The sequence below is a fragment of the Citrobacter sp. Cu096 genome, assembly GCF_030332285.1.
GTDB classification, from domain to species: Bacteria; Pseudomonadota; Gammaproteobacteria; order Enterobacterales; family Enterobacteriaceae; genus Citrobacter; species Citrobacter meridianamericanus.
Window position 1 is genome coordinate 24,070 of sequence record NZ_JAOWID010000024.1, and the last position, 26,908, is coordinate 50,977.

Annotated in this window: 21 protein-coding genes; 12 read left to right on the plus strand and 9 right to left on the minus strand. The window is 52.9% G+C overall.

The window, feature by feature from the left end; genetic code table 11:
• Window positions 1-228 precede the first annotated feature (228 nt).
• Genes ptsP through gldA form a run of 3 tightly spaced genes read left to right on the plus strand, consistent with a single transcriptional unit; the run spans window position 229 to window position 4,524 of the window.
• Window positions 229-2,730 (plus strand): phosphoenolpyruvate--protein phosphotransferase, encoded by a 2,502-nt coding sequence (ptsP, locus tag OGX99_RS10675; RefSeq protein WP_286543514.1) that lies wholly within the window; start codon window positions 229-231, stop codon window positions 2,728-2,730.
• A gap of 15 nt (window positions 2,731-2,745) precedes the next feature.
• Window positions 2,746-3,408, plus strand: coding sequence for a fructose-6-phosphate aldolase (gene fsa, locus OGX99_RS10680; RefSeq protein WP_151218460.1), 663 nt, complete (start codon window positions 2,746-2,748; stop codon window positions 3,406-3,408).
• 12 nt (window positions 3,409-3,420) lie between these two features.
• Complete coding sequence (gldA, locus tag OGX99_RS10685) at window positions 3,421-4,524, plus strand: bifunctional L-1,2-propanediol dehydrogenase/glycerol dehydrogenase (RefSeq protein ID WP_151218459.1); 1,104 nt, start codon at window positions 3,421-3,423, stop codon at window positions 4,522-4,524.
• A gap of 84 nt (window positions 4,525-4,608) precedes the next feature.
• Here the strand turns inward: gldA and katG are convergent, their stop codons facing one another.
• The 3 genes from katG to OGX99_RS10700 form a co-directional block, all read right to left on the minus strand.
• Window positions 4,609-6,789 carry a catalase/peroxidase HPI gene (gene katG, locus OGX99_RS10690; RefSeq protein WP_151218458.1) on the minus strand — a complete coding sequence of 727 codons (2,181 nt, stop codon included), beginning with the start codon at window positions 6,787-6,789 and terminating at the stop codon, window positions 4,609-4,611.
• Window positions 6,790-6,955: 166 nt separating this feature from the next.
• Window positions 6,956-7,843, minus strand: a complete 888-nt coding sequence (gene metF, locus OGX99_RS10695; protein ID WP_003028830.1) for a methylenetetrahydrofolate reductase — start codon at window positions 7,841-7,843, stop codon at window positions 6,956-6,958.
• A 157-nt stretch (window positions 7,844-8,000) separates the two neighbouring features.
• A complete protein-coding gene (locus tag OGX99_RS10700) occupies window positions 8,001-8,909 on the minus strand; it encodes a LysR family transcriptional regulator (protein WP_187254036.1) in 909 nt (302 codons plus the stop codon).
• 89 nt (window positions 8,910-8,998) lie between these two features.
• On the opposite strand from OGX99_RS10700, the gene OGX99_RS10705 reads away from it, so the two are divergent.
• The gene (locus tag OGX99_RS10705; RefSeq protein WP_151218457.1) at window positions 8,999-9,376 is read left to right on the plus strand and encodes a carboxymuconolactone decarboxylase family protein; all 378 of its coding nucleotides are present in this window, start codon (window positions 8,999-9,001) and stop codon (window positions 9,374-9,376) included.
• 38 nt (window positions 9,377-9,414) lie between these two features.
• On the opposite strand, the gene OGX99_RS10710 is transcribed toward OGX99_RS10705, so the two are convergent.
• Window positions 9,415-10,971: a bifunctional metallophosphatase/5'-nucleotidase gene (locus tag OGX99_RS10710; protein ID WP_286543517.1), complete on the minus strand. Its 1,557-nt coding sequence runs from the start codon at window positions 10,969-10,971 to the stop codon at window positions 9,415-9,417.
• 133 nt (window positions 10,972-11,104) lie between these two features.
• Between OGX99_RS10710 and OGX99_RS10715 the strand changes: the two genes are divergently transcribed.
• A complete protein-coding gene (locus OGX99_RS10715; RefSeq protein WP_286543520.1) occupies window positions 11,105-12,229 on the plus strand; it encodes a cytoplasmic protein in 1,125 nt (374 codons plus the stop codon).
• Window positions 12,230-12,274: 45 nt separating this feature from the next.
• Here OGX99_RS10715 and metL read toward each other — a convergent pair whose 3' ends face one another.
• Complete coding sequence (metL, locus tag OGX99_RS10720; protein ID WP_286543523.1) at window positions 12,275-14,707, minus strand: bifunctional aspartate kinase/homoserine dehydrogenase II; 2,433 nt, start codon at window positions 14,705-14,707, stop codon at window positions 12,275-12,277.
• A 2-nt stretch (window positions 14,708-14,709) separates the two neighbouring features.
• A complete protein-coding gene (gene metB / locus OGX99_RS10725; protein WP_003028818.1) occupies window positions 14,710-15,870 on the minus strand; it encodes a cystathionine gamma-synthase in 1,161 nt (386 codons plus the stop codon).
• A 270-nt stretch (window positions 15,871-16,140) separates the two neighbouring features.
• Between metB and metJ the strand changes: the two genes are divergently transcribed.
• Complete coding sequence (gene metJ / locus OGX99_RS10730; protein WP_003028816.1) at window positions 16,141-16,458, plus strand: met regulon transcriptional regulator MetJ; 318 nt, start codon at window positions 16,141-16,143, stop codon at window positions 16,456-16,458.
• A 52-nt stretch (window positions 16,459-16,510) separates the two neighbouring features.
• Here metJ and OGX99_RS10735 read toward each other — a convergent pair whose 3' ends face one another.
• The 3 genes from OGX99_RS10735 to rpmE all read right to left on the minus strand — a co-directional run bounded on the left by OGX99_RS10735 (window position 16,511) and on the right by rpmE (window position 19,257).
• Entirely contained in the window at window positions 16,511-17,935 is a 1,425-nt protein-coding gene (locus tag OGX99_RS10735) for an MFS transporter (RefSeq protein ID WP_286543526.1), read from the minus strand.
• Between the two features lie 89 nt (window positions 17,936-18,024).
• Window positions 18,025-18,705, minus strand: coding sequence for an oligogalacturonate-specific porin KdgM family protein (locus OGX99_RS10740; RefSeq protein WP_151218452.1), 681 nt, complete (start codon window positions 18,703-18,705; stop codon window positions 18,025-18,027).
• 339 nt (window positions 18,706-19,044) lie between these two features.
• On the minus strand, window positions 19,045-19,257 hold the full coding sequence (rpmE, locus tag OGX99_RS10745; protein ID WP_151218451.1) for a 50S ribosomal protein L31: 213 nt from the start codon (window positions 19,255-19,257) through the stop codon (window positions 19,045-19,047).
• 204 nt (window positions 19,258-19,461) lie between these two features.
• Between rpmE and priA the strand changes: the two genes are divergently transcribed.
• The 6 genes from priA (at window position 19,462) to menA (ending at window position 26,879) form a co-directional block, all read left to right on the plus strand.
• Window positions 19,462-21,660 (plus strand): primosomal protein N', encoded by a 2,199-nt coding sequence (priA, locus tag OGX99_RS10750; RefSeq protein WP_151218450.1) that lies wholly within the window; start codon window positions 19,462-19,464, stop codon window positions 21,658-21,660.
• Between the two features lie 156 nt (window positions 21,661-21,816).
• On the plus strand, window positions 21,817-22,842 hold the full coding sequence (gene cytR / locus OGX99_RS10755) for a DNA-binding transcriptional regulator CytR (protein ID WP_151218449.1): 1,026 nt from the start codon (window positions 21,817-21,819) through the stop codon (window positions 22,840-22,842).
• A gap of 93 nt (window positions 22,843-22,935) precedes the next feature.
• Window positions 22,936-23,919 carry a cell division protein FtsN gene (gene ftsN / locus OGX99_RS10760; protein WP_210905501.1) on the plus strand — a complete coding sequence of 328 codons (984 nt, stop codon included), beginning with the start codon at window positions 22,936-22,938 and terminating at the stop codon, window positions 23,917-23,919.
• A 91-nt stretch (window positions 23,920-24,010) separates the two neighbouring features.
• Complete coding sequence (gene hslV / locus OGX99_RS10765; RefSeq protein ID WP_003028805.1) at window positions 24,011-24,541, plus strand: ATP-dependent protease subunit HslV; 531 nt, start codon at window positions 24,011-24,013, stop codon at window positions 24,539-24,541.
• A 9-nt stretch (window positions 24,542-24,550) separates the two neighbouring features.
• Complete coding sequence (gene hslU / locus OGX99_RS10770; protein WP_003028803.1) at window positions 24,551-25,882, plus strand: ATP-dependent protease ATPase subunit HslU; 1,332 nt, start codon at window positions 24,551-24,553, stop codon at window positions 25,880-25,882.
• Between the two features lie 67 nt (window positions 25,883-25,949).
• Window positions 25,950-26,879 (plus strand): 1,4-dihydroxy-2-naphthoate polyprenyltransferase, encoded by a 930-nt coding sequence (gene menA, locus OGX99_RS10775; RefSeq protein ID WP_151218448.1) that lies wholly within the window; start codon window positions 25,950-25,952, stop codon window positions 26,877-26,879.
• The last annotated feature ends 29 nt before the right edge of the window (window positions 26,880-26,908 follow it).

Genomic DNA, 26,908 nt, shown 5'->3' on the forward strand with positions numbered 1-26,908 from the left:
AGTGGATAAAAAGGCCATTTGCTGGATTTTTGTAATATCAGTACAAAAATGCGATCCGCCTCATAACTTGCGGCTTCTCGGAATTTATAAGGAACACACTGACTTGTGAGGGATATCTCACTTTGATGGTTACATTACATTTATCCAGTTTTTGGCAGATTTATCACATGGCAAGCTCAGGCGTTGCCCTTTTATCCTGTAGCGAGAACTCGTTATGGGAGAGAGGCGATGGCCCTGATTGTGGAATTTACCTGTGAGCTGCCCAATGGCGTACATGCCCGTCCGGCAAGCCACGTTGAGACACTGTGCAATACGTTTACCTCACACATTGAGTGGCATAACCTGCGCACCGACCGTAAGGGCAATGCCAAAAGCGCGCTCGCGTTGATTGGCACCGACACGCTGGCTGGCGATAGCTGCAAGCTGTTGATTTCAGGCGCTGATGAGCTGGCTGCCCATCAGCGACTGAGCCAGTGGCTGCGTGATGAGTTTCCACACTGTGATGCGCCGCTGGCGGAGATCAAAAACAGCGAACTGGAGCCGCTTCCCGCATCGTTGACCAACCTGAATCCTCAGCTGTTTCGTGCTCGCGCCGTTTGCAGCGGCAGTGCAGGCGGTGTTCTGAACCGGCTTTCCTCACTGGATCTCAACGCGCTGGATTCCCTCCCATCCGCGAAAGACATTGAAACCGAGCAAGCAGCGCTGGATAACGGTTTAACGCTACTGATGAAAAACCTTGAATTCCGCTTGCTCGACAGCGACGGCGCGACCAGTGCGATTCTGGAAGCACATCGCTCGCTGGCGGGCGATACATCATTGCGTCAGCACCTGCTTGCCGGAGTATCACGCGGGTTAAGCTGCGCTCAGGCGGTTGTCGAAAGCGCCGGGCATTTCTGTGATGAATTCACCCGCTCCAGCAGCAGTTATTTACAGGAACGTGCGCTGGACGTACGCGACGTCTGTTTCCAGCTCCTGCAGCAAATTTATGGCGAACAACGTTTCCCCGCACCGGGGAAGCTGACCCAGCCGACTGTCTGTATGGCTGGTGAACTCACACCCAGCCAGTTCCTCGAACTGGACAAAACACTGCTGAAAGGCTTGTTGTTGAAAAGCGGCGGTACAACCTCGCACACGGTGATTCTCGCCCGCTCATTCAACATTCCTACGCTGGTTGGCGTAGATATTGAAGTCTTGACGCCATGGCTGCAGAAAATGGTTTATATCGATGGGAACGCAGGCGCGATTATCGTTGCACCAGATGAACCCGTCGTACGTTACTATCAGCAGGAAATGCGTGTACAAAATGCTCTGCGTGAACAGCAACGTATCTGGCTGACCCAGGAGGCGCGTACGACGGATGGCATCCGCATGGAAGTCGCCGCTAACATCGCCCACTCCGTGGAGGCGCAATCCGCCTTTGGTAACGGTGCCGAAGCGGTTGGGTTATTCCGTACAGAAATGCTTTATATGGACCGTTCCTGCGCCCCGAATGAAAATGAGCTATACAACATTTTCTGCCAGGCGCTGGAGCCTGCACAGGGGCGCAGCATTATTGTACGCACCATGGATATCGGTGGTGATAAACCCGTTGATTACCTGAATATTCCTGCCGAAGCCAACCCGTTTCTCGGCTATCGTGCGGTGCGTATCTATGAAGAATATGCCGCGCTGTTCACCACCCAGTTGCGCTCAATCCTCCGCGCATCGGCCCACGGTAGCCTGAAAATCATGATCCCGATGATCTCCTCGATGGAAGAGATCCTGTGGGTCAAAGAGAAACTGGCTGAAGCCAAACAGCAGCTGCGTAATGAACACATCCCGTTTGATGAGAAGATCCAGCTTGGCATTATGCTGGAGGTTCCTTCAGTGATGTTCATCATTGATCAATGCTGTGAAGAGATTGATTTCTTTAGTATTGGCAGCAATGACCTGACGCAATATCTGCTGGCGGTCGACCGCGACAACGCCAAAGTCACCCGCCACTACAACAGCCTGAATCCGGCCTTCCTGCGCGCACTGGATTTCGCCGTGCAGGCGGTACATCGTCAAGGAAAATGGATTGGCCTGTGCGGCGAATTGGGCGCCAAAGGTTCAGTGCTACCCCTGCTGATCGGATTGGGGCTGGACGAGATCAGCATGAGCGCCCCGTCAATTCCCGCCGCTAAAGCACGCATGGCGCAACTCGACAGCCGCGCCTGCCGTCAGTTGCTGAATCAGGCGATGGCCTGTCGCACCTCACTCGAAGTGGAACATCTGCTGGCCCAGTTCCGCATGACCCAACAGGATACGCCTCTGGTTACCGCCGAGTGCATCACACTGGATAGCGACTGGCGCAGCAAAGAAGAGGTCATTAAAGGCATGACCGACAATCTGCTGCTGGCCAATCGCTGCCGTTACCCGCGCAAGCTGGAGACCGATCTGTGGGCTCGCGAAGCGGTGTTCTCCACGGGTCTGGGCTTTAGCTTTGCCATTCCACACAGCAAATCTGAACATATTGAGCAGTCGACCATCAGCGTGGCGCGCCTTAAAGCACCGGTACGCTGGGGCGATGACGATGCGCAGTTCATCATTATGCTGACGCTCAACAAGCACGCCGCAGGTGACCAGCATATGCGTATCTTCTCGCGCCTGGCACGCCGCATTATGCACGAAGAATTCCGCAACGCGCTGGTTAACGCCGCCTCTGCCGAGGCTATCGCCAGCCTGCTGCAACATGAACTTGAACTTTAAAGAGGGTGTTTTTGTATGGAACTTTACCTTGATACCGCCAACGTCGCGGAAGTTGAACGTCTGGCACGCATCTTTCCTATCGCGGGTGTCACCACCAACCCAAGCATTGTGGCAGCAAGCAAAGAATCCATCTGGGATGTGCTGCCGCGCCTGCAAAACGCCATTGGCAAAGAGAGCATTCTGTTTGCCCAAACTATGAGCCGCGACGCGCAGGGCATGGTGGAGGAAGCCAAACGGTTGAGTCACGCTATACCCGGCCTGGTAGTGAAAATCCCCGTAACGTCTGAAGGTCTGGCCGCAATCAAGATGCTGAAAAAGGAAGGTATCACCACGCTGGGAACCGCTGTGTACAGCGCCTCTCAAGGGCTGCTGGCAGCGCTGGCGGGAGCTAAATACGTCGCGCCTTACGTTAACCGTATTGATGCTCAGGGCGGCGATGGAATTCGCACGGTACAAGAACTGCAAACATTGCTGGAACTGCATGCGCCAAACAGCATGGTACTGGCGGCCAGCTTTAAAACTCCGCGTCAGGCGCTGGATTGCTTGCTGGCAGGATGTGAAGCAATCACTCTGCCATTAGACGTAGCGCAACAAATGCTCAATACCCCTGCGGTAGAGTCAGCAATAGAGAAGTTTGAGCAGGACTGGAACAACGCATTTGGTCACATCAACCTGTGAGGTAAATAAAGTATGGATCGCATTATTCAATCGCCTGGTAAGTACATCCAGGGTGCCGATGTTATTACCCGTCTTGGCAGCTACCTCAAACCACTGGCAGAGCGCTGGCTGGTCGTTGGGGACAAGTTTGTCTTAGGCTTCGCCCAACCAGCACTGGAAAAAAGCTTCCAGGATGCCGGACTGACGCTGGAGATTGCACCATTTGGCGGCGAGTGTTCACAAAACGAAATCGACCGTCTGCGCGGCGTAGCGGAAAAAGCGCAATGTGGCGCAGTACTCGGTATTGGCGGCGGTAAAACGCTGGATACCGCCAAAGCGCTGGCGCACTTTATGAGCGTGCCTGTCGCCATTGCGCCAACCATCGCTTCCACCGATGCACCGTGTAGCGCGCTGTCCGTTATTTACACCGACGCGGGTGAATTCGACCGCTATTTGTTGCTGCCGAACAACCCGGACAGGGTCATTGTTGATACTAAAATTGTCGCGGGCGCACCGGCGCGTCTGTTAGCCGCGGGTATTGGCGATGCGCTGGCGACCTGGTTCGAAGCACGCGCCTGTTCGCGCAGCGGTGCCACCACCATGGCAGGCGGTCAATGTACTCAGGCGGCGTTGGCGCTGGCTGAGCTGTGCTTTAATACGCTGATAGAAGAAGGTGAAAAAGCGATGCTGGCCGCCGAGCAGCATGTGGTCACGCCTGCGCTGGAGCGTGTGATTGAGGCCAATACCTATCTGAGCGGCGTCGGTTTTGAAAGCGGTGGTCTGGCTGCGGCACACGCCATTCATAATGGACTGACGGCAATCCCGGATGCGCACCACTACTACCACGGTGAAAAAGTGGCTTTCGGTACGCTGACGCAACTGGTGCTGGAAAACGCGCCGGTCGATGAAATTGAAACCGTTGCGGCGCTGTGCCATTCAGTTGGTTTGCCAATTACGCTGGCGCAGCTGGATATCAAACAGGATATCCCGACGAAAATGCGCATTGTGGCAGAAGCCGCTTGTGCAGAAGGCGAAACCATCCACAACATGCCTGGCGGCGCAACCCCAGATCAGGTGTATGCTGCCCTGTTGGTGGCCGACCAGTACGGCCAACGTTACCTGCAAGAGTGGGAATAACCTGCCAATAAAAATCCCCGCAAATGCGGGGATTTTTTATTCCTACCATGCCGGACCCGCGCAAGCAGCATCCGGCATCGTCTGTTACAGCAGATCGAAACGATCCAGGTTCATCACTTTCACCCATGCGGCAACGAAATCTCTCACGAACTTCTCGTGGGCATCGCTACAGGCATAGACTTCAGCCACTGCGCGCAGCACAGAGTTAGAACCAAACACCAGATCGGCGCGAGTTGCGGTGTATTTTACTTCGCCGCTCAGACGGTCACGACCTTCAAACAGCTCTTTTGACTCATCAACCGCCTTCCACTCATGACGCATATCCAGCAGATTGACGAAGAAGTCAGTGCTGAGTACGCCAGGACGATCGGTAAAGACGCCGTGCTGGCTACCATCAAAGTTGGTGCCCAGTACGCGCATACCACCCACCAGCACGGTCATTTCCGGTGCGGTCAGCGTCAGCTGTTGCGCTTTATCGATCAGCAGCGACTCGGTGGTCGATACGTCAGGACGGGCGCGATAGTTACGGAAACCGTCAGCAATCGGCTCAAGCAGCTCAAACATCTCAATATCTGTTTGATCCTGACGCGCATCCACACGACCCGGCGCAAAAGGTACCTTAATGCTGACTCCCGCAGCGCTAGCCGCCTGCTCGACACCGACCACACCGGCCAGCACGATAATATCGGCCAACGAGGCGGTATGGGCAGACTTATAAATCCCTTCCAGCACAGGCAGAACGCGTGCCGCGGTGGCATTCACATCCCAGCCGCGCTGTGGGTCCAGTGCCAGACGCGCACCGTTAGCGCCGCCACGCTTATCTCCACCGCGGAAAGTCGATGCCGAAGCCCATGCTACCGATACCAGTTCGCCCACGGACAGCCCGGAAGCAGCGATGGTCGCCTTCAGTTTCAGGATATCTTCTTCGCTTGGGTTGAAGAACGCATGCGGCAGCGGATCTTGCCAAATCAGATCTTCTTTTGGCACTTCCGGTCCGATGTAACGCGCTTTTGGCCCCATATCACGGTGCGTCAGTTTAAACCACGCACGAGCAAACGCTTCGTTGAACGCCTGCGGATCGTTCAGGAAACGGCGGGAGATTTTCTCGAACTCAGGATCGAAACGCAGCGTCAGGTCGGTAACCAGCATCGTCGGCTTACGTTTTTTCGACGGATCAAACGGATCGGGAATAATTTCTGGCGCATCAACCGCTTCAAACTGAATAGCGCCTGCCGGACTGCGAGTTTGTACCCACTCATATTTGAACAGGTTCTCGAAGAAATAGTTGCTCCATTGGGTTGGCGTCTGCGTCCAGACCACTTCCAGACCGGATGTAATGGCATCCGCACCCGCGCCGCTGCCGTAGCTGCTGGCCCAGCCCAGGCCCTGCGCTTCAATCGGTGCGGATTCTGGATCGGCACCAACATGCGATGCCGGTGCAGCCCCGTGGGTTTTACCCAACGTATGACCGCCACCAATCAGCGCTACGGTTTCTTCGTCGTTCATTCCCATGTTACCGAAGGTCGCGCGAATAGCCGCTGCCGCTGAAAGCGGTTCGCCGCTATGGTCCGGCCCTTCCGGGTTCACATAGATAAGACCCATTTCGGTTGCGCCCAGCGGCGCCTTGGCCAGCTCTTCCGGGTGACGGTGGGTCAGCCAGGCTTTTTCATCACCCCAGTTTACGTCGAGATCCGGTTCCCAGACATCTTCACGACCGGCACCAAAGCCAAAGGTACGAAAGCCTGAGTTTTCCAGCGCCACGTTACCCGCGAGGATAAACAGGTCAGCCCAGGAAATCTTCTGACCATATTTTTGCTTAATTGGCCACAGCAGACGACGCGCTTTATCAAGGCTAACGTTATCCGGCCAGGAATTTAGTGGTGCAAAACGCTGCTGTCCGCGACCCGCGCCACCGCGTCCATCAATAGAGCGATAGGTCCCTGCACCGTGCCATGCCATGCGGATAAACAATCCGGCATAGGTTCCCCAGTCAGCTGGCCACCACGGTTGAGATTCGGACAGAAGGGCTCTGAGATCCCCTTTCAGGGCAGAGTAGTCGAGTTTGCTAAATTCTTTGCGGTAGTCGAAGTCCTCACCCAGCGGGTTAGAACGGTTGGAATGTTGGTTTAAAAGATCAACGCGCAGTTGATTTGGCCACCAGTCGCGGTTGTTCGTTCCAGCTCCCGCGCTCTGGTCGTGACCGCCCTGATGAAAAGGACACTTACCGGCAGTTGATGCGTTTTGGCTATCGTCGGACATGCTCATCTATATGCTCCCTTTACAGTGTTCTGACTACGATATACACCACCAGAGATAAGATATAGTCGAAATAACCCACAGATTCGATAGCTAATTCCTTTTATATTTTGCGTTACAGAGATGTAGATCAAAATGATCAAAAAAAGCCCTCCGTAGAGGGCTGAGTATCTGTTTAGTTCGGTCTTACACCCAGTGTATGACAAATAGCGTAGCTCATCTCGGCACGGTTGAGAGTATAGAAGTGAAAATCTTTCACCCCTTCGCGGCTGAGAATCTTCACCATGTCCATGGCGATATTGGCACCCACCAACTTGCGGGTTTCCGCGTCATCGTCAAGACCATCAAACATGGTCGACATCCACGCCGGAATGCGGACGTTGGTCATGTCGGCAAATTTTTTCGCCTGCTTGAAGTTAGATACCGGCAAGATGCCAGGAATAATTTCCACATCGATTCCCGCAGACACGCAGCGATCTCGAAAACGCAGATAGCTTTCTACATCGAAGAAAAACTGAGTGATCGCACGGTTCGCACCGGCATCAACCTTGCGCTTCAGATTCAGCAAATCAGCCTGAGCACTCTTCGCTTCCGGGTGCACTTCCGGGTAAGCCGCAACGGAGATATCAAAGTCTGCAACGTCTTTCAGCAGTGTCACCAGGTCAGAAGCATACATATCCGGTTTACCGCTTCCCGGCGGCAGGTCACCACGCAGGGCAACAATATGACGAATACCGTTATTCCAGTAGTCCTGAGCAATAGTACGCAGCTCATCACGGGTCGCATCAATGCAGGTCAGGTGCGGCGCTGCTTCAAGACCCGTGCGATCCTTAATACCTTTAATAATGCTGTGCGTACGGTCGCGCTCACCAGAGTTTGCACCGTAAGTGACTGAAACAAACTTCGGCTTCAGGCTGCTCAGGCGATCGATGGAGTTCCACAGGGTTTGCTCCATTTCACTGGTGCGCGGCGGGAAAAACTCAAATGAAACGTTAATCTGACCGGCAACTTCTGCCAGGCTCTGATTCAGGGCTTCCCGCTGGTTGGCGTGAAAAAAGCTCATACCTTACCTCATCAATCTTTTGTCGTTATATGTTGTGTTGTGAACTGCTATACGTTTAGACGTCTAGATGTAAAAATGACGGAAAAGCATGCTGGCGTCAACACAAAAATCATCGCCAAAGGTGAGGAATACTCAGCCAACGTGAAAAAAATTCACATCAGTCTGAATTGATGAGGGATTGCATCATGACCGTCTGCAGCCACTCTAATTTTTTTACGTTTTCAGGCAACATCACCAATCCCGTACTGATACGCAATTCGCTATCGGTAAGCGGCAGGAATATCACCCCCCGACGTTGGATTGCGGAAAAGGAGGCAGGAAGCAGGCTCAGACCGTCACCCTGCGCGATCCGCGCCAACAACACGTCATGTTCCAGCGGTTCTTCAATACAGGCAGGAGAATAACCGGCACGACTAAAAATGTGTCGGGTGTAATCAAAATAGGCAGGGTTACGTTCACGTTTGAACCAGAACAGCGGTCGGTGGCTTAGCGACGTTAACGAGAGCGAAGGCAGCGCCGCTTCTGGCCAGAACGCGGGTAAGGCGACGATCAACGATTCTTGCCAGCCAAGTGGCGTGACGCTAAGCCCCGAGGTCTCAAGCGGTAGCGCCACCAGCGCGGCATCCAGTTTTCCACGACGCACCTGGCGCGCCAGTTCAGGCGAACCATGACGGACAATATGTCGCTTCTGCACATGCGTAGTCAGCTGTGACTCAAGCGCAGCAAAAACGCCCTGTTCAAATGCCGTACTTAGCCCTAAGCGCAGAGATGGCTCCCCGGCTTGCGTTAACTGACTCAACGCAACGTAGGTTTTGTCCTGGAGATCAAGCAGCGGGCGCACCATTTCAAGTACGCGCTGGCCGTCCTCCGTCAGCGTTAATCCACGGGTATGACGGACAAAAAGCGTGACCCCCAGGCGATCTTCAAGCTGCCGAATGTGGCGGCTCAACGGCGGCTGCGACATGAACAAACGCTGCGCCGCGCGGCTCATATTGTTCTCTTGTGCCACAACGGCAAAGTAACGCAGCAGACGAATATCCAGAGAGTGTAATGGCGATGTTGTCATACCGAAAAGGTATCACGGAAACGGTATTATCCAAATCATTCTACGCCCCCTATTCTCTCGCCATACGCCACACCTACGAGGGGAAAATCATGGAATCAGAACGTTTTGTTACTGGCCAGAAAATGCTGCAACAGGTAGATGGTAAAGGGGGAGAGGCCGTCGTTGAGAGCCTGAAGGAAATCGCGCCGGATTTTGCCCGCTACCTGCTGGAATTTCCGTTTGGCGACATCTACGCACGGCCAGGTCTGGATCTGCGCAGCCGGGAAATTGCCACCATCGCAGCGTTAACGGCCATGGGCAATGCCGCCCCACAATTGAAAGTGCATATTGGCGCGGCATTACACGTTGGTTTAACGCAGGATGAGATCGTTGAAGTGATTATGCAGATGGCCGTATATGCCGGCTTCCCTGCAGCTCTCAATGGTTTATTCGCCGCGAAAGAGGTGTTTGCCTCTCACAGAGGCTAAAACAACAGGCCAGCGGATTATCTGCTGGCCTGAGCTCACTATGGTTTCACATCTGCCACACGCATGCTTTTAATCTGCTCATCCGTCAGCGTATTTCCCGCTTTGAAGTAATCAACGACAGCATTAGAGACATAATAACCGCCGGAGGTATTTCGCGCTTTACCTTCGGTAAATGCCGTAAAACCATCACCACCGTCTGCCAGGAAGCTATTGGTGGCTATGTGATAAACCGTGGCGTCCTCAATCGGTTTACCGTTTAACGTTAATACGGTGACTCGCTGGCCGACCGGTTTACTGCTGTCATACTTCATCTCCAGTCCTTTGGACACCTGCAATACACCGTTGCTTAAACCCGCACCGTGCTCCATCAAGCCACGCAACTGCTTACCGGTGAGTTCCATCGTAGCCAGCTCATTTGGGAACGGGAAGGTGCTAATGACTGCACCCATCGTGATAGCACCCGCTGGGATTTCATTCCGGATCCCGCCTGAGTTAGTGAGCGCCAACTGGGTATCTTTACCCGCCGCCGCCAACAGTGCATCCGCCGCCAGATTGCCCAACGAAGAAGATTCTCCGTAAGCACGCGTCAGCTCAACCGGAGAGTTTGCAACCGTCTGTTGTACCACTTTATCGAGCTTTTTATTCCAGCCATCAATGACCTGTTTCGTCTGTGGGTCTGGCTGCCATTCATCAGCAAAAATGGTCTTCAGCTCGAAGTTCTTCACGGTCAATCGATGCGGTTTCTGCTGATAATCCAGCACCAGTTTACCCACATCAATACCGCCGCTGTCGGTAGAAAGAATCAGGGTGTTACCGACTTTAATCGGCTCCGGCGTGCCAACATGCGCATGGCCGGTAATCAGGATATCCAGCCCCTGCACCTGGCCTGCGGTCTGGATGTCTTTATCCAGCGCACGACGCACATCAGTACCACCCAGACTGGACTGACGTGCTGGAGTGCCTTCATGGATCAACGCCACAGTGAGATCGACTTTACCTTTGAGCTCATCAATATAGCGTTGCAACCACTTCACTTCATCCCGCGCTTCAATACCGACACGTGTCGCAGCGGAAACCGTATCATCAAAAGCAAATACGCCGTGCAGGCCAATCACGCCAACCTTCACACCATCTTTTTCAATAATGGTGTAAGGCTTATCCCAGAACATTTTGCTGCTGTTTTGATAAAAGATATTACCCTGCACAATGGGGAATTTCGCCTGACTCAGCTGCAGCAGCGTATTGTCCCAACCGTGATCGAATTCATGATTACCTATTGTGACAGCATCAAAATTCATGGTGTTCATGATATCGATAATCGCCTTACCCTTAGTCAGACTGCTGATGTAAGGGCCCGTAAAGTAGTCGCCCGCATCAAAAAACCAGGTGGCGCTATTTTTCGCTTTCTCCTGCTTCACCATCGTGGCGATATTGGCCCAACCGCCAATATCGCGTGCGCCATTGGCAATCCATGGGACCTTATAAGGCTCAACGTGGGCGTGAAGATCGTTGGTGTAGATAATCGTGACATCTTTTGCCGATGCCCATAACGGCAGTGATACCAGAACACCAACAGCAAGCATTTTTAACTTCATAATCAATCCCTTTCAGTCATATAAAGAATCGCTACGTTACGTTCTGAAAGGTTTTTTTATGTGAGAAAACTCACATCCAGCTGTGATAGTTGCAGGTCAAAATCAACGACCATTAAAAATCGTTGGTAATACGATGACGTCGCTGTTCACCATCAATTGCTGTAAGTCTTTTGGCTGCAAAAATCTGGGGCTGGCGAGCTCACCAGATTACAGCTGGCCAGAGTATCGGTTGGGTTATGCTGCACTGCATTGCCGGGTATGCGGCAGTTATCCCCCGTTGTTTAATGAGGAACAGTTTCGTAGCTGGTTGTCGGAATATTTAACGGATTTTGCCGCCAAAAGCGGTCATTTTTGCCCACGTTGTTATCAGCGAGAAACCATCCGCTATGGGCATAATCCCCAGGGCAGCCAACGCGTTCAGTGCCGGAGCTGCAAAAAGGTCTGGACGCCAAAGCAGCAGCCGCTCGCCACCATTGTTCCACCAGAACAAATAGCAACAGTTCCCTTAATCGTCCCTTTTCAGGGAGCCTGCACCGAGCAGAAACTTTATGTATTATTCAGTTTTGATGCTATTCGTGGCAATGTTTTGCATATTTCCAGTAATTTCACGCCCCATCTCGTAGGGGATTCATTACGATACCGCTGGCGTGACAATGTTGAACCCGAAGTCATTCATGACGATATCGTTGAGCGAGTAAGACAGCGGGAAACCCTGTTTTTACGCCGTAGCCAGTTTGATGAAATCCAGTACGGTAGCGCCATGCTCAAACGGAGCGCCAACGGCGCGGTTTTACGTCCGGTCATTACCGCACACGGGCATTTCCGCATACTAAGTCACCTCTGGCCAGAGGTAAAAACACACATTATCTCTCACGAATGTTTTCTACGCGGCGCGACAATCACCGCTTGGGCAGAATCGTTTCGTAATCGTCACGCATCGCTGTGGTTTATAGATGAAGAGATAAATGACAATAAATGCACATTACCCTGGCAACTCCGGGGTAAAACGGACCAGGGATGGTGGCAGAACCAATGGCAGATTTTGGAGCAAGGCAGTAATCGTAAAATGGTATGTCTGCTAACAGAGGGGCACGTTGAAAAAGGGATATCAATAACTCTGTCGGCAGGCCGTAATTTTCTCGACTGGTTGCGGCAACAGACGGAATTTCAGTGCAGTGCCCGTTACTCTGCCCATTCTGTTTTTCAGGCGATAAGAGCGCTGACAGGGAAATACAACGCCCTCATTGATAAACGGTAATGCTGCCGGATAGTAATACTGACGCATTTTATCCGGCAACAAAAACTACAGCAGTTGCGCCAGACGGTTGATGTCAGACTGAATCGCCCCAGCGGTAACATCACGGCCCGCGCCCGGCCCACGGATCACCAGCGGGTTGTCGCGATACCAACGGCTTTCAATGGCAAACACGTTATCGCACGGCAACAGCGCCGCCAGCGGGTGCTCAGGGCGTACCGCTTCAACACCAACGCGTGCTTTTCCGTTAGCGTCAAAACGCGCTACATAGCGCAGCACCAGCCCCATTTCACGGGCCGCTTCCAGGCGTTGCACCATCTGTTCGTTCAGCTCATCGCCATTTTCAAAGAAATGGTCAATGGAGCCTTCTTCACAGTGCACAGGCACCAGTGACTCCACGCGTACCTGGTCCGGTTCGATGTCATATCCTGCCTCACGCGCCAGGATCACCAGCTTACGCATCACATCTTTACCCGAAAGATCCACGCGCGGGTCAGGCTCAGTCAGACCCTGCTGCCATGCCTGATCAACCAGATCGGTGAACGGGACCGTGCCATCAAATTGCAGGAACAGCCACGACAACGTGCCGGAGAAGATCCCGCTGATCGACAGAATGGTATCGCCACTATCAATCAGATCGCGCACGGTATGGTTGATCGGTAAGCCTGCGCCTACGGTGGCGTTATACAGCCAGTGGCGACCCGTCTTTTCGAAGGCATCATGAATCTGGCGGTAATTATTACTGCTGCTCGCCCCTGCCAGTTTGTTGGCGCTGATGACGTGGAAGCCATGACTGGCAAAATCCAGATATTGATCTGCCAGTTGCTCGCTGGCAGTGACGTCCAGCACCACTAAATCATCATACGGATGGGCGCGCATCCACAAGAATAATGATTCCTCATCCTGTTCTACCGCCTCGTCATCAAAAAAGGCCAACGCACGGCTGGCATCCAGCCCTTCATAATTAAGCAGGCTACGACGACTATCAACCACACCTGCCAGCACAAACTCTAATCCGGTGCGCGCAGAAAGCGTGCTCTGCTCGCGGGCAAACAGCTCCAGCCAGCGTGACCCAATATTGCCTTTGCCGAACAGCACCAGACCGATGCGTTTTTCAGCACGGAAGATTGACTGATGTAGCCCCTGGATCAAACTCTCCGTCGGCCCGGTACGCAATACCGCGACCAGGCTGATGCCCTCTTCCGATTGCCAGGTAAATTCAACCGGCTGACCTTTCAGCTGTTGCCAGAAACGGTGGCAATGCAGCGGATTACGCGTCACGCCCGCCCCAACCATCGCCACCAACGCCAGCCCCTGACGCAGGCGTAGCTCACCAGGCAGGCCTGCTTCATCAAGAATTTTCAGCGCGCCGTCGGCAACTTCGGAGGTGTAGCAAAATTGCAGCAGTTGGCGGTCAGGATGCACGCCCACCGCCAGCGGACGCACTTGGGCACGCTTCAGGATCTGGTCAATATCCTTATGTGCCAGCTTAAAGTCCTGGCTGGCAGGAACCTGAAACTCAATCAGGCAGACGTCGTCATGGCTGGTCACAATACGCGCCCCGGTACCAGAAGCCAGTACGCGTTCAATACGCGTCGATCCCTGATCCGGCGTGTAGCTACAACGCAACTGGAGGTCGATATCGCTGCCGGAAACCGGCTGTAAGGTGCGGGCATGCAGAACCGGTGCCGCTAGACGCGCCAACTCGCTGGCTTCATCCAGACGCAGCAGCGGCAGCAGGCACGCATCTTTCACTTTACGCGGGTCAGCGCTATATACCCCGGCAACGTCGCTCCAGATAGTGACGCGGGAAACACCTGCCAGCGCGCCAACCTGCGTCGCCGAGTAGTCCGAGCCGTTACGCCCCAGCAGTACCGTTTCACCCGCATTACTGCGGCTAATGAAGCCTGTTACTACCAGGCGCTTACCCGGATGCTGCGCCAGCAGTTGCTGCAATAATGGGTAAGAAAGACCTTCATCCACCTGCGGCTGAGCGCCGCGTTCAGCACGTAAAAAATCGCGCGCATCCAGCCAGGCCGACTCCAGCCCTTGTTGGTTAAGAACGGCAGACATCAAACGTGCGGACCACACCTCGCCATGCCCGACGACTTCAGCATAGACGGCATCGTTCACGCCGCTGTCGAGTAACCCGGCCAGGCGTTCCAGATCGTGAATAAACGCGCCGATCAACCCATCCGCCACCTCGGGGGGTAACAAACCGCTAATAAGCTCGCTTTGATAGCGACGTAACGCCTGTTGAACCTGATGCGCAGAGAGACGATCGGTCTGGCTTAACTTCAGCCAGCTAATCAACTGGTTAGTGGTACTGCCTGCGGCTGAAACAACCATCATGTCATCGGGCTGCGAGTACTCCGCCATAATGCCTGCGACACGCAGATAACATTTCACATCAGCCAGACTACTACCACCAAATTTGTGCAGTTGACGACCCTTCGTCCCTGCCTGCGCAATCACACTCATGTTTACCCCTTGTTTGCAGCCCGGAAGCCATTTTCCAGGTCGGCAATTAAATCTTCGCCATCTTCAATACCGGTGGAGATACGCAACAGCGTTTCCGAAATCCCGGCAGCAGCACGCGCTTCTGGCGCCATACCCGCGTGTGTCATGGTTGCAGCGTGGGAGATCAGACTTTCAACGCCCCCTAACGATTCCGCCAGCGTAAACAATGACAACCCGCCCAGGAAGCGACGCAGCGTTTGCTCATCGCCATCCAGTTCAAAACTCAACATCGCGCCAAACCCTTTTTGCTGGCGCGCGGCAATCTCATGGCCCTGGTTATCCGGCAATGACGGGTGATACAATTTTTTCACCAGCGGCTGAGTTTGCAGATAATCCACAATCGCCTGAGCATTACGTTGCGCCACCTCCATACGCGGTGACAGAGTACGCAGGCCGCGCAACAGCAGATAACTATCAAACGCGCCGCCGGTCACACCAATATTATTCGCCCACCATGCCAGTTCAGTGACCGTTTCCGGATCTTTCGCTATCACCACACCAGCCACCACGTCTGAATGACCGTTTAAATATTTCGTGCATGAATGCAACACCAGATCGGCGCCTAATGCCAGTGGATTTTGCAGTGCCGGGCTTAAAAAAGTGTTGTCTACCACGCTGACCGCGCCAGCCTCACGCGCCAGTTGGCAGATTTTCGCAATATCCACCACGCGCAGTAGTGGGTTGCTTGGGCTTTCTACCAGCACCAGCTTCGGTTTTTCTGCCAGCGCCGCCTGCAATGCCTGCTCATCTCCTTGATCGACAAACAGTACGCGATAACAGCCACGTTTTGCCAGACTGTCAAACAGACGATAGCTCCCGCCGTAGCAGTCGTGCGGTGCAACCAGCAGATCGCCAGGCTTGAGGAATACCGTGGTCACCAGATGAATCGCCGACATACCGGTATTGGTCAGTACCGCTCCGGCCCCCCCTTCCAGTTCCGCCAGCGCACGCTGAACGACGTCACGCGTCGGGTTACCGCGGCGTGAATAGTCATGGGCGCGAGGCTCATTAAAACCGGTAAAATTATAGGTACTGGAGAGGTGAATTGGCGGGACAACGCAACCGTACTGTTCGTCGTCATTTAATCCGCTACGCACTGCGATGGTGGCCTGTTTACGCGTCATATTGAGGAGATCCTGGCTGAGTCGGTGAAAAGTCAGGCACCAGAGTAAACATTGTCACAATAGACGTCAATACATCTGGACATCTAAACTTCTTTGCGTATAGATTGAGCAAACTGGAAATAGCCGTTAAAATTATATGCATTAGCGCACACATGCGACGGCTAACATCGTGTCACAACCGCGCCACTACGGTAAACTACGCGCAATGCAATTATGGCTCGGGCTCAGGTTCCGGCCTCATTATTACTGACAAAGAGGATTAGGTATCTCATGGCTGAATGGAGCGGCGAATATATCAGCCCATACGCTGAGCACGGTAAGAAGAGTGAGCAAGTCAAAAAAATTACGGTTTCCATTCCTCTGAAGGTGTTAAAAATCCTTACCGATGAACGCACGCGTCGTCAGGTCAACAACCTGCGCCACGCCACCAACAGCGAACTGCTGTGTGAAGCGTTTCTGCATGCTTTTACCGGGCAACCATTACCCAACGATGAAGACCTGCGTAAAGAGCGCAGTGATGAAATCCCGGAAGAAGCAAAGGTAATCATGCGTGAACTGGGTATCAACCCGGAAACGTGGGAATACTGATTGTTAGAACAGATGAGAAAAGGCGGGATTACTCCCGCCGCTTCTCGCTATTTTACTTACTGATACCATTAAGTTTATTCAATGTCTCTTCCATTTTTAGCGTCTCTTTACGGTTCAATGGATAGAAATAAATCAGAATAACCGCGGCCAAAAACAGGCATAACGCTGGTAAAAGATTCGCCATTGTATAGATGTTTTCCTGTACGATGCTGGTTTGCACAGCGCCGCCCGTTGACGAAGATTGATAACCAATGATGGCCAGCATAAAGCCGCCAATGGCTCCTGCGCACGCCTGACCAACCTTGCGGGCAAAGAAGTTCACGCCATAGACGGTTCCATCCTCACGATCGCCGGTGACATACTGGTGATAATCACAAACATCGGTCATAAACGCCCAAATCATCAGGTTGAATAGTCCGGCCCCCAACGTCGCCAGGAACAGGAAAACCAAATAGACTTTCGCGTCGGTAATATGGATGAAGTACATAATCAAATACATCGCTACTGCAAAGAGTAGTGCGCCGACGCTGGCCTCCTTTTTACCAAACCGCTTCGTGAGCCAGGATGCCGATGGCGCCAGCAGAACCAGAGAGCCAAAGGTGAAGAGCAAGGCAACGGACATGGCCTCTTTGTTATGGAAATAGTCATTAAACAGGTAAGTCATGTTGGTACCAGACAACCCCTGATTAATTACGATCAGCAGATCCACAACCACTAAAACAATCAGCGCTTTATTGCGTAATAGCCCTTTCAACAGCACTGAAACAGGCATGCTCTCTTTTTTCTCTACGCGCACACGCTCCGTCGTTAACTGGCAGGTCAATGTTAAAAAGATAAACCCCAACACCGCACAACCGATGGCGATCCAGAAGAAATGCTGCCCGGAGATCACCTGACTTCCGTCCACCAGCGTGGTGTACATCAGGATTGGAATAAAAAAGCCGGTTGCGCCGCCGCCGATAGCTGACCCAACGCTGCGCCAGGTTGACAGCGAGACACGATCTTCCGGGTTCGAGCTAATGGCTGCAGACATGGCCCCATACGGAATGCTCACGGTCGATAACAGTGAACCGTAGATAAAATAAGAACAGCAAATGTAGATAATTTTCGCCGTATAAGAAAAATCATTCACAAACGGCAGGAACAGGACGACCGCAATGATACAGAACGGGTACTTCATACGGCGTACCCACGGATTAAACCGTCCATGTATCGTCAGTTTAGAGGTATCACATAAGCGCCCTACGCCAACGTCGACAAACGCGTCAAAGAGTTTGGTCACAAAATAGAGTGAACCAACAATAACACCGGAAATACCAAGTACGTTGGTGTAATAAATCTTTAAAAAACTATTTACCAGACCAAGAATAAAACAGGTTCCAAGGTCGCCACACAAATAACCAAATTTATCTCTTAATCCGAAAGGTCTGACAGCAATACTTTGATGATTTTCGATCATAGTTCCATCATTAGACATGATGTTAACTCCTTAGACACATTATTCACGCAAACTATGCGTATATACCGATACTCAGCGTAATAAACTGATATGAAATGTATTAATGGTCAGAAGTTATAACCAAGACCAACGCGATAACGAGTCTGACGATCGTCTGTGGTTGTGGTGTTATACCCCGAGGAAACGTTACCAACTTCAACAAATGGAACCCAGGAACCAATTTTATAAGCCACGCGGAAGTTATATTCGTAATCATCTTTTCGGTTATTATATAAATCTTCGCTGTCGGCAATTTTATAAATGCCGTTTAGCTCAAACATCCAGTCATTGATGTTATAACCGAGCCAGGCTTCCGGACGATAGACCATACGGTCATCCTTGCCGTCGGTGTTTCTGCGCATGTATTCCTGGCGATAGCGGAACGCGGTCCACCAGTTGTCATTGATGTTGTACTGCACGCGAATATACGGTTTATAAATCGCGATGTTATCACCCGTTTCAATCGCAATACCCGGTTGCCAGATAAGACCCTGCCAGGTGAACTGGTAGCTTGCCGTATACTCGTTACCATTACTCTCCATGTTATTCCACGCATCATTAGATTGCGTGTCTTCGGAACGTGAAATAGCTTCTACTGCCACGCCGAAACCTGTGGCAAAACGATGCGACATATAAACACGATCGTAATTACGACCATCATCATAATATTCATGCCGATAATCAACATAACCCGCTTGCGCGGCCGCAGAGAATAATGGAATCAGTAATAATGCGGTTTTAAATTTCATAGCCATCCCTCTTCACACTCAATCAAGGAAATTGCCCATCTCGTTTCGCCGATAAATGGAAAAACGATGAAGGATTAAGAATAATTTTATATTTCCACAAAAGTGTATTTTAGAAAGAAGAGAGAAACCTTTGGTATTTTGCCAAGAATTGGCTTAAGTGGCAAAAACCAGAAGATGAAAATGACGAAGATCACCAGTTGAAACAATTTATCGCAAAAATAAAAACACTGTTTTATTTATTAGATAATAGACATCATTCAATACATCAATACGAACTTCAGACTACAGGTGTAGAAACAAAAAAAGCGCCATATGGCGCTTTTTTCTGACAGCTGAAACTTATTTGCTGCCTGGGATGCTGAAACGCTTGTTGAAGCGATCAACACGGCCACCGGTAGCAACATCACGCTGCTTGCCAGTATAGAACGGGTGGCACTTACTGCACACGTCCAGGTTCAGATCGTGACCGACTGTAGAGCGGATTTTCATGACGTTACCGCAAGAGCAGTTTGCAGTAATTTCTTCGTATTTCGGGTGAATATCTTTTTTCATGGGAAAACCTCGGTTTAAGGCCGCGTCGCTCTTCCAGCCCTAACGCCAGACACCACGCGATGTTAATAGTATAGGCCTATGATACAAATTCATATCAAAGGCGGCGAATCATACAGAAATTAACCTGCTCTTGCAAACTGATCCGCATTCTGTCCTTCACTAATGTGTATACTAACCCGCCAGATTTCAAGTCAGGATGATTCAATGCCCGTTGCGCACGTTGCCTTACCCGTTCCGCTACCTCGCACCTTTGACTACCTCTTGCCGGAAGGCATGAGCGCCAAAGCCGGGTGTCGAGTACGCGTGCCTTTTGGCAAACAACAGGAGCGCGTGGGTATCGTCCTTTCCGTCAACGAAAGTAGCGAACTGCCGCGGAGCGAATTAAAAACCATTCTTGAAGTGCTGGACAGCGAACCGGTTTATTCGACCTCCGTCTGGCGTCTGCTGTTGTGGGCGGCAGACTATTATCACCATCCTATCGGCGACGTACTGTTTCATGCCCTGCCGATTCTGTTGCGCCAGGGACGCCCGGCGACTAACGCGCCCATGTGGTACTGGTTTGCCACAGAAGAAGGTCAGATCATTGATCTGAACAGCCTGAAGCGCTCTCCCAAGCAGCAGCAGGCGCTGGCTGCGCTACGCCAGGGAAAAATATGGCGCGACCAGGTCGCTGAACTGGAATTTAATGACGCCGCATTACAGGCACTGCGGAAAAAAGGACTGTGCGATCTGGCGAGTGAAACGCCAGGCTTTAGCGACTGGCGTACGCACTACGCCGTTTCCGGTGAGCGTCTTCGACTGAATACCGAGCAAGCCACCGCCGTCGGCGCGATTCATAGCGCCTCGGACAGCTTTAGCGCCTGGCTATTAGCGGGCGTGACGGGGTCGGGCAAAACAGAGGTCTATCTAAGCGTACTGGAAAATGTCCTTGCCCAGGGTAAGCAGGCGCTGGTGATGGTGCCTGAGATTGGCCTGACGCCGCAAACTATTGCCCGTTTTCGCGAACGCTTCAATGCGCCGGTCGAAGTCCTGCACTCCGGATTGAACGACAGCGAACGTCTTTCAGCCTGGCTGAAAGCAAAGAATGGCGAAGCGGCGATAGTTATCGGTACGCGCTCCTCGCTGTTTACGCCGTTTAAAAACCTCGGCGTGATCGTCATCGACGAAGAGCACGACAGCTCTTATAAACAGCAGGAAGGCTGGCGCTATCATGCGCGCGACCTCGCAGTTTATCGCGCCCACAGCGAGCAGATTCCGATTATTCTCGGCTCTGCAACCCCGGCGCTGGAAACGCTGTGCAACGTGCGGCAGAAAAAATATCGCATGCTGCGCCTGACGCGACGCGCCGGAAATGCGCGCCCAGCCACTCAGCACGTGCTGGATCTCAAAGGTCAGCAAGTGCAGGCAGGACTCGCCCCTGCGCTTATCACCCGCATGCGTCAACATTTGCAGGCAGATAACCAGGTAATTCTGTTTTTGAACCGCCGGGGTTTTGCCCCTGCGCTGCTGTGCCACGACTGCGGCTGGATTGCCGAATGTCCGCGCTGCGATCACTACTACACCCTGCATCAGGCGCAGCACCATTTACGCTGCCACCACTGCGACAGCCAGCGCCCAATACCGCGTCAGTGCCCTTCCTGCGGTTCGACGCATATGGTTCCGGTTGGCCTCGGCACCGAACAGCTTGAGCAGGCTTTGGCACCTTTTTTCCCCGGTGTGCCAATTTCACGCATCGATCGCGATACCACCAGCCGTAAAGGCTCGCTGGAGCAGCATCTGGCGGAAGTACATCGCGGCGGCGCGCGAATTCTGATCGGCACGCAAATGCTGGCTAAAGGCCACCACTTCCCGGACGTCACCCTGGTGGCGCTTCTGGACGTTGACGGTGCACTGTTCTCTGCGGATTTCCGGTCGGCAGAACGCTTCGCCCAGCTCTACACACAGGTCTCCGGACGAGCAGGACGCGCCGGGAAACAGGGCGAAGTGGTGCTGCAAACGCACCACCCTGAACATCCGTTGCTGCAAACCTTGCTGTATAAAGGTTATGACGCGTTTGCCGAACAGGCGCTGGCCGAGCGACAAACGCTCCAGCTTCCACCGTGGACCAGCCATGTGATCGTGCGGGCTGAAGATCATAATAACCAGCATGCGCCAATGTTCTTACAGCAGTTACGAAACCTGATTCAGGCCAGTCCACTGGCCGATGACAAACTGTGGGTGCTCGGCCCGGTTCCCGCTCTGGCACCAAAGCGCGGCGGTCGGTATCGCTGGCAAATTTTGTTACAGCATCCGTCGCGAATTCGCCTGCAGCATATCGTCAGTGGCACATTGGCGCTGATCAATACGTTACCCGATGCACGTAAGGTTAAATGGGTGCTGGATGTCGATCCCATCGAGGGATAATCCCTCACGATGCGAGGCGGATCGTAAAATTAAAGATCCATCACACTTTTTATGAAAATTCTGTAACCGCTTCCATTAACTATCTGATAAAAATGTTTCAGATGAAGGCTATTCAAGGACGAGTCTGTGCCAGCAGCTCTCTGGCGAGGAGAAAGAGTGAAACCGAATAAGCAGGTTGCCGCCGCTACGATGAAAGATGTTGCTCTGAAGGCGAAAGTCTCAACGGCAACCGTATCCCGCGCATTAATGAACCCGGACAAAGTCTCACAGTCAACCCGTAACAAGGTTGAGCAGGCAGCCCTGGAAGTGGGATATTTACCTCAATCGATGGGACGCAATGTTAAGCGTAATGAATCACGTACCATTCTGGTGATTGTGCCGGATATCTGCGATCCGTTTTTTAGCGAAGTGATTCGCGGCATAGAAGTGACCGCCGCAGAACAAGGATATCTGGTGCTTATCGGCGATTGTGCGCACCAGAACCAGCAGGAAAAGACCTTCCTCAACCTCATAATCACCAAGCAGATCGATGGCATGGTGCTGCTCAGCTCGCGCCTGCCGTTTGATGCCAGCGTGGAAGAGCAACGCAACTTGCCGCCGATGGTCATGTCCAACGAGTTCGCGCCAGAGCTGGAATTGCCCACCGTGCACATTGATAATCTCACCGCCGCCTTCAACGCGATGAACTATCTGCTGGAGCTGGGGCACAAACGCATTGGCTGTATCGCTGGACCAGAGGATATGCCGCTGTGCCATTACCGTCTGCAAGGCTACGTTCAGGCACTACGCCGTAGCGGAATTACGGTCGATCCGCATTTCATCGCGCGTGGTGACTTTACCTATGCAGCGGGAGCCGATGCACTGAAGCAGCTTCTTGAACTTCCGCAGCCGCCTACCGCTGTCTTTTGCCACAGCGACGTCATGGCACTAGGCGCGCTCTCATATGCCAAACGTCAGGGCCTGAAGGTGCCTGACGATTTATCCATCATTGGCTTTGATAACATTTCGCTCACAGAATTCTGTGATCCACCCCTGACAACCGTTGCACAGCCGCGTTTTGATATCGGACGTGAAGCTATGCTGTTACTGCTCGATCAATTACAAGGGCAGAACGTCAGCAGTGGCTCACGTTTACTGGACTGCGAGCTAATTATTCGGGGTACTACCCGGGCACTGACGTAAAGTAAAGTGCTTTCGGACTCCCCTGTCTGGTCAAAGGCCCGCCGCTTAAGTAACATGGCGGGCTGACGAACGAATAAATACAGCGAAACGATAGTGGCACAACGAGATTATGTACGTCGCGGCCAACCGGCACCTTCGCGGCGCAAGAAGAGCACATCACGGAAAAAACAACGCAATACGCCTGCGGTATCGCCCGCTATGGTTGCTATTGCTGCAGCCGTACTCGTGACCTTTATCGGTGGTCTGTACTTCATTACGCATCACAAGAAAGAAGAGTCCGAAACGCTGCAAAACCAGAAAGTCACCGGCAATGGCATCCCACCAAAACCGGAAGAACGCTGGCGATACATCAAAGAGTTGGAAAGCCGCCAGCCTGGCGTACGTGCGCCTACCGAACCGTCCGCTGGCGGCGAGGTGCTGAACGCCGATCAGCTAACCAATGAGCAGCGACAGCTATTAGCGCAAATGCAGGCTGATATGCGTCAACAGCCAACGCAGCTCAACGAAGTGCCGTGGAACGAGCAAACGCCTGAACAGCGTCAGCAAACGTTGCAGCGCCAGCGTCAGGTGCAGCAACAGCAATGGGCCAACACGCAGCAGCAGGCTCAGCAGCCGCGCACGCAACCACGGGTAACGGAACAACCGTACCAGCAGCAGCAAACGCGTACGGCGCAAGCAGCTCCAGTACAACAACAGCCGAAAGCACAGCCAAAACCGGCGGCCCAACAGCCGTACCAGGACCTGCTGCAAACGCCTGCGCATACTACCGCCGCTCAGCCGAAAACGCAGCCGGCCGCGCCAATAACGAATGAAACCCAGCCGCCAAAACAAACGGCGGAGAAAAAAGATGAACGCCGCTGGATGGTGCAGTGCGGGTCATTTAAAGGCGCAGAGCAAGCAGAAACCGTACGGGCGCAGCTGGCCTTTGAAGGCTTCAATTCACGTATTACCACTAATAACGGCTGGAATCGCGTGGTCATTGGTCCGGTTAAAGGCAAAGAGAATGCCGACAACACCATCAGCCGCCTGAAGGTTGCTGGTCACACAAACTGCATTCGACTCGCTACTGGGGGTTGAAACCCCTAAAATCCCCCCCATCTATACTTACATTCTGCCCCGTACGTGGTACGGGGCCCCTACGTCCGTATTTGTAAGAAGGGGTCTGCTCGTGACAACAATAGTAAGTGTTCGCCGTAACGGCCACGTCGTAATCGCCGGTGATGGCCAGGCCACACTGGGCAATACCGTCATGAAAGGCAACGTGAAGAAAGTCCGCCGTCTGTACAACGACAAAGTCATCGCGGGCTTTGCGGGTGGTACTGCGGATGCATTCACGCTGTTTGAACTGTTTGAACGCAAGCTGGAAATGCATCAGGGTCACCTGGTGAAAGCGGCCGTTGAACTGGCAAAAGACTGGCGTACCGACCGTATGCTACGCAAACTCGAAGCGCTGCTGGCCGTCGCAGATGAAACGGCATCACTCATCATCACCGGTAACGGCGACGTCATCCAGCCAGAAAACGATCTGATTGCCATCGGCTCCGGCGGTCCCTACGCCCAGGCTGCTGCACGCGCTCTGCTGGAAAACACCGAGCTTGGCGCGCGCGAGATCGCTGAGAAAGCGTTGGATATTGCAGGGGATATCTGCATTTATACCAACCACTTCCATACCATCGAAGAATTGAACTCCAAAGCGTAAGGATCCCCCATGTCTGAAATGACCCCACGCGAAATTGTCAGCGAGCTGAACAAACACATCATCGGCCAGGATAACGCTAAGCGTTCCGTGGCGATTGCCCTGCGTAACCGCTGGCGTCGTATGCAGCTCAACGAAGAGTTGCGCCATGAAGTCACGCCGAAAAACATTCTGATGATTGGCCCGACCGGCGTCGGTAAAACCGAAATCGCCCGTCGTCTGGCAAAACTGGCCAACGCGCCGTTCATCAAAGTTGAAGCAACGAAATTCACCGAAGTCGGCTATGTAGGTAAAGAAGTTGACTCGATCATCCGCGATCTGACCGATGCAGCCATCAAAATGGTTCGCGTTCAGGCGATCGAGAAAAACCGCTTCCGTGCTGAAGAGATGGCGGAAGAACGTATTCTCGACGTACTGATCCCACCGGCTAAAAATAACTGGGGACAGTCAGAGCAGCCGCAGGAACCTTCAGCAGCGCGTCAGGCATTCCGTAAAAAACTGCGTGAAGGCCAACTGGATGATAAAGAGATCGAAATCGATCTCGCGGCCGCACCGATGGGCGTTGAAATCATGGCACCTCCGGGAATGGAAGAGATGACCAGCCAGTTGCAGTCTATGTTCCAGAATCTGGGCGGACAGAAACAAAAACCGCGTAAGCTGAAAATCAAAGACGCGATGAAGCTGCTAATTGAAGAAGAAGCGGCCAAACTGGTGAATCCGGAAGAGCTAAAACAGGAAGCTATCGACGCCGTTGAACAGCACGGGATCGTGTTTATCGACGAAATCGACAAAATCTGTAAGCGCGGCGAATCCTCCGGCCCGGACGTATCCCGTGAAGGCGTTCAGCGCGACCTGCTGCCGCTGGTTGAAGGCTGCACGGTCTCCACCAAGCACGGTATGGTGAAAACAGATCACATTCTGTTTATCGCCTCTGGCGCATTCCAGGTGGCGAAACCGTCTGATCTGATCCCGGAACTGCAGGGTCGTCTGCCGATTCGTGTGGAGCTTCAGGCGCTGACCACCAGCGATTTTGAACGTATCCTTACCGAACCGAATGCCTCCATCACTGTGCAGTACAAAGCGCTGATGGCGACCGAAGGTGTGGACATTAACTTCACCGAGTCGGGCATTAAACGCATTGCCGAAGCGGCCTGGCAGGTCAACGAAACCACCGAAAACATCGGTGCGCGTCGTCTGCATACCGTTCTTGAGCGTCTGATGGAAGATATTTCCTATGATGCGAGCGATTTGAACGGCCAAAGCATCACAATTGATGCCGAATATGTGAGCAAACATCTGGATGCGCTGGTCGCAGATGAAGATCTGAGCCGTTTTATCCTATAATCGCGTTCAATGCATTTTCATCACTGTTGATGGGGCTGATAAAGCCCCATTTTTATTGGCGCTAAATATGACTGAACAACAACAAATTAGCCGCTCACAAGCCTGGCTGGAAAGTTTACGACCTAAGACCTTACCGCTCGCCTTCGCGGCGATCATCGTCGGTACGGCATTAGCATGGTGGCAAGGGTTCTTTGATCCACTGGTCGCTCTGCTGGCACTCATTACCGCGGGACTGCTGCAAATCCTGTCGAATCTCGCGAACGACTATGGCGATGCCGTCAAAGGCAGCGACAAGCCCGACCGCATAGGACCGCTGCGCGGTATGCAAAAAGGGGTTATCACCCAACAGCAGATGAAGCGGGCGCTGATCGTCACCGTGGTGCTGATCTGCTTGTCAGGTCTGGCCCTGGTTGCTGTGGCTTGTCACACGCTGGCAGATTTTGTCGGCTTCCTGGTGCTCGGCGGCCTGTCGATCATTGCCGCAATCACTTACACCGTGGGCAATCGCCCTTACGGATATATCGGTCTGGGCGATATTTCCGTGCTGGTGTTCTTCGGCTGGCTGAGCGTTATGGGAAGCTGGTATCTGCAGGCGCATACGCTGATTCCGGCGCTCATTCTGCCTGCCACCGCCTGCGGCCTGCTGGCAACTGCCGTGCTCAACGTCAACAATCTGCGCGATATCAACAGCGACAGAGAGAACGGCAAGAACACGCTGGTCGTGCGTTTAGGCGCCGTCAATGCCCGCCGCTACCACGCCTGTCTGCTGATGGGCACGCTGGTCTGTCTGGCGCTGTTTAACCTGTTCTCACTGCAAAGCCTGTGGGGATGGCTGTTTGTTCTCGCCGCTCCGTTGCTGATTAAACAGGCGCGATACGTGATGCGTGAGATGAACCCTGAGGCAATGCGCCCGATGCTGGAACGCACCGTAAAAGCGGCACTGTTAACTAACCTGCTGTTTGTCGTTGGAATTTTCTTGAGTCAGTGGTCTCTTTAACTGACAAATATCAATTAACAATTGATGAT

What these genes read in the sequence shown, in the direction of transcription:
- katG (WP_151218458.1), bottom strand. Translation starts at nt 6,789, where the DNA reads ATGAGCATGTCCGACGATAGCCAAAACGCATCAACTGCCGGTAAGTGT.
- metL (WP_286543523.1), bottom strand. Translation starts at nt 14,707, where the DNA reads ATGAGTGTGATTGCGCAGGCAGGGACGAAGGGTCGTCAACTGCACAAA.
- metJ (WP_003028816.1), top strand. Translation starts at nt 16,141, where the DNA reads ATGGCTGAATGGAGCGGCGAATATATCAGCCCATACGCTGAGCACGGT.
- rpmE (WP_151218451.1), bottom strand. Translation starts at nt 19,257, where the DNA reads ATGAAAAAAGATATTCACCCGAAATACGAAGAAATTACTGCAAACTGC.
- metB (WP_003028818.1), bottom strand. Translation starts at nt 15,870, where the DNA reads ATGACGCGTAAACAGGCCACCATCGCAGTGCGTAGCGGATTAAATGAC.
- OGX99_RS10735 (WP_286543526.1), bottom strand. Translation starts at nt 17,935, where the DNA reads ATGTCTAATGATGGAACTATGATCGAAAATCATCAAAGTATTGCTGTC.
- OGX99_RS10710 (WP_286543517.1), bottom strand. Translation starts at nt 10,971, where the DNA reads ATGAAGTTAAAAATGCTTGCTGTTGGTGTTCTGGTATCACTGCCGTTA.
- priA (WP_151218450.1), top strand. Translation starts at nt 19,462, where the DNA reads ATGCCCGTTGCGCACGTTGCCTTACCCGTTCCGCTACCTCGCACCTTT.
- OGX99_RS10740 (WP_151218452.1), bottom strand. Translation starts at nt 18,705, where the DNA reads ATGAAATTTAAAACCGCATTATTACTGATTCCATTATTCTCTGCGGCC.
- OGX99_RS10715 (WP_286543520.1), top strand. Translation starts at nt 11,105, where the DNA reads ATGACGTCGCTGTTCACCATCAATTGCTGTAAGTCTTTTGGCTGCAAA.
- fsa (WP_151218460.1), top strand. Translation starts at nt 2,746, where the DNA reads ATGGAACTTTACCTTGATACCGCCAACGTCGCGGAAGTTGAACGTCTG.
- OGX99_RS10705 (WP_151218457.1), top strand. Translation starts at nt 8,999, where the DNA reads ATGGAATCAGAACGTTTTGTTACTGGCCAGAAAATGCTGCAACAGGTA.
- hslU (WP_003028803.1), top strand. Translation starts at nt 24,551, where the DNA reads ATGTCTGAAATGACCCCACGCGAAATTGTCAGCGAGCTGAACAAACAC.
- metF (WP_003028830.1), bottom strand. Translation starts at nt 7,843, where the DNA reads ATGAGCTTTTTTCACGCCAACCAGCGGGAAGCCCTGAATCAGAGCCTG.
- menA (WP_151218448.1), top strand. Translation starts at nt 25,950, where the DNA reads ATGACTGAACAACAACAAATTAGCCGCTCACAAGCCTGGCTGGAAAGT.
- OGX99_RS10700 (WP_187254036.1), bottom strand. Translation starts at nt 8,909, where the DNA reads ATGACAACATCGCCATTACACTCTCTGGATATTCGTCTGCTGCGTTAC.
- ptsP (WP_286543514.1), top strand. Translation starts at nt 229, where the DNA reads ATGGCCCTGATTGTGGAATTTACCTGTGAGCTGCCCAATGGCGTACAT.
- gldA (WP_151218459.1), top strand. Translation starts at nt 3,421, where the DNA reads ATGGATCGCATTATTCAATCGCCTGGTAAGTACATCCAGGGTGCCGAT.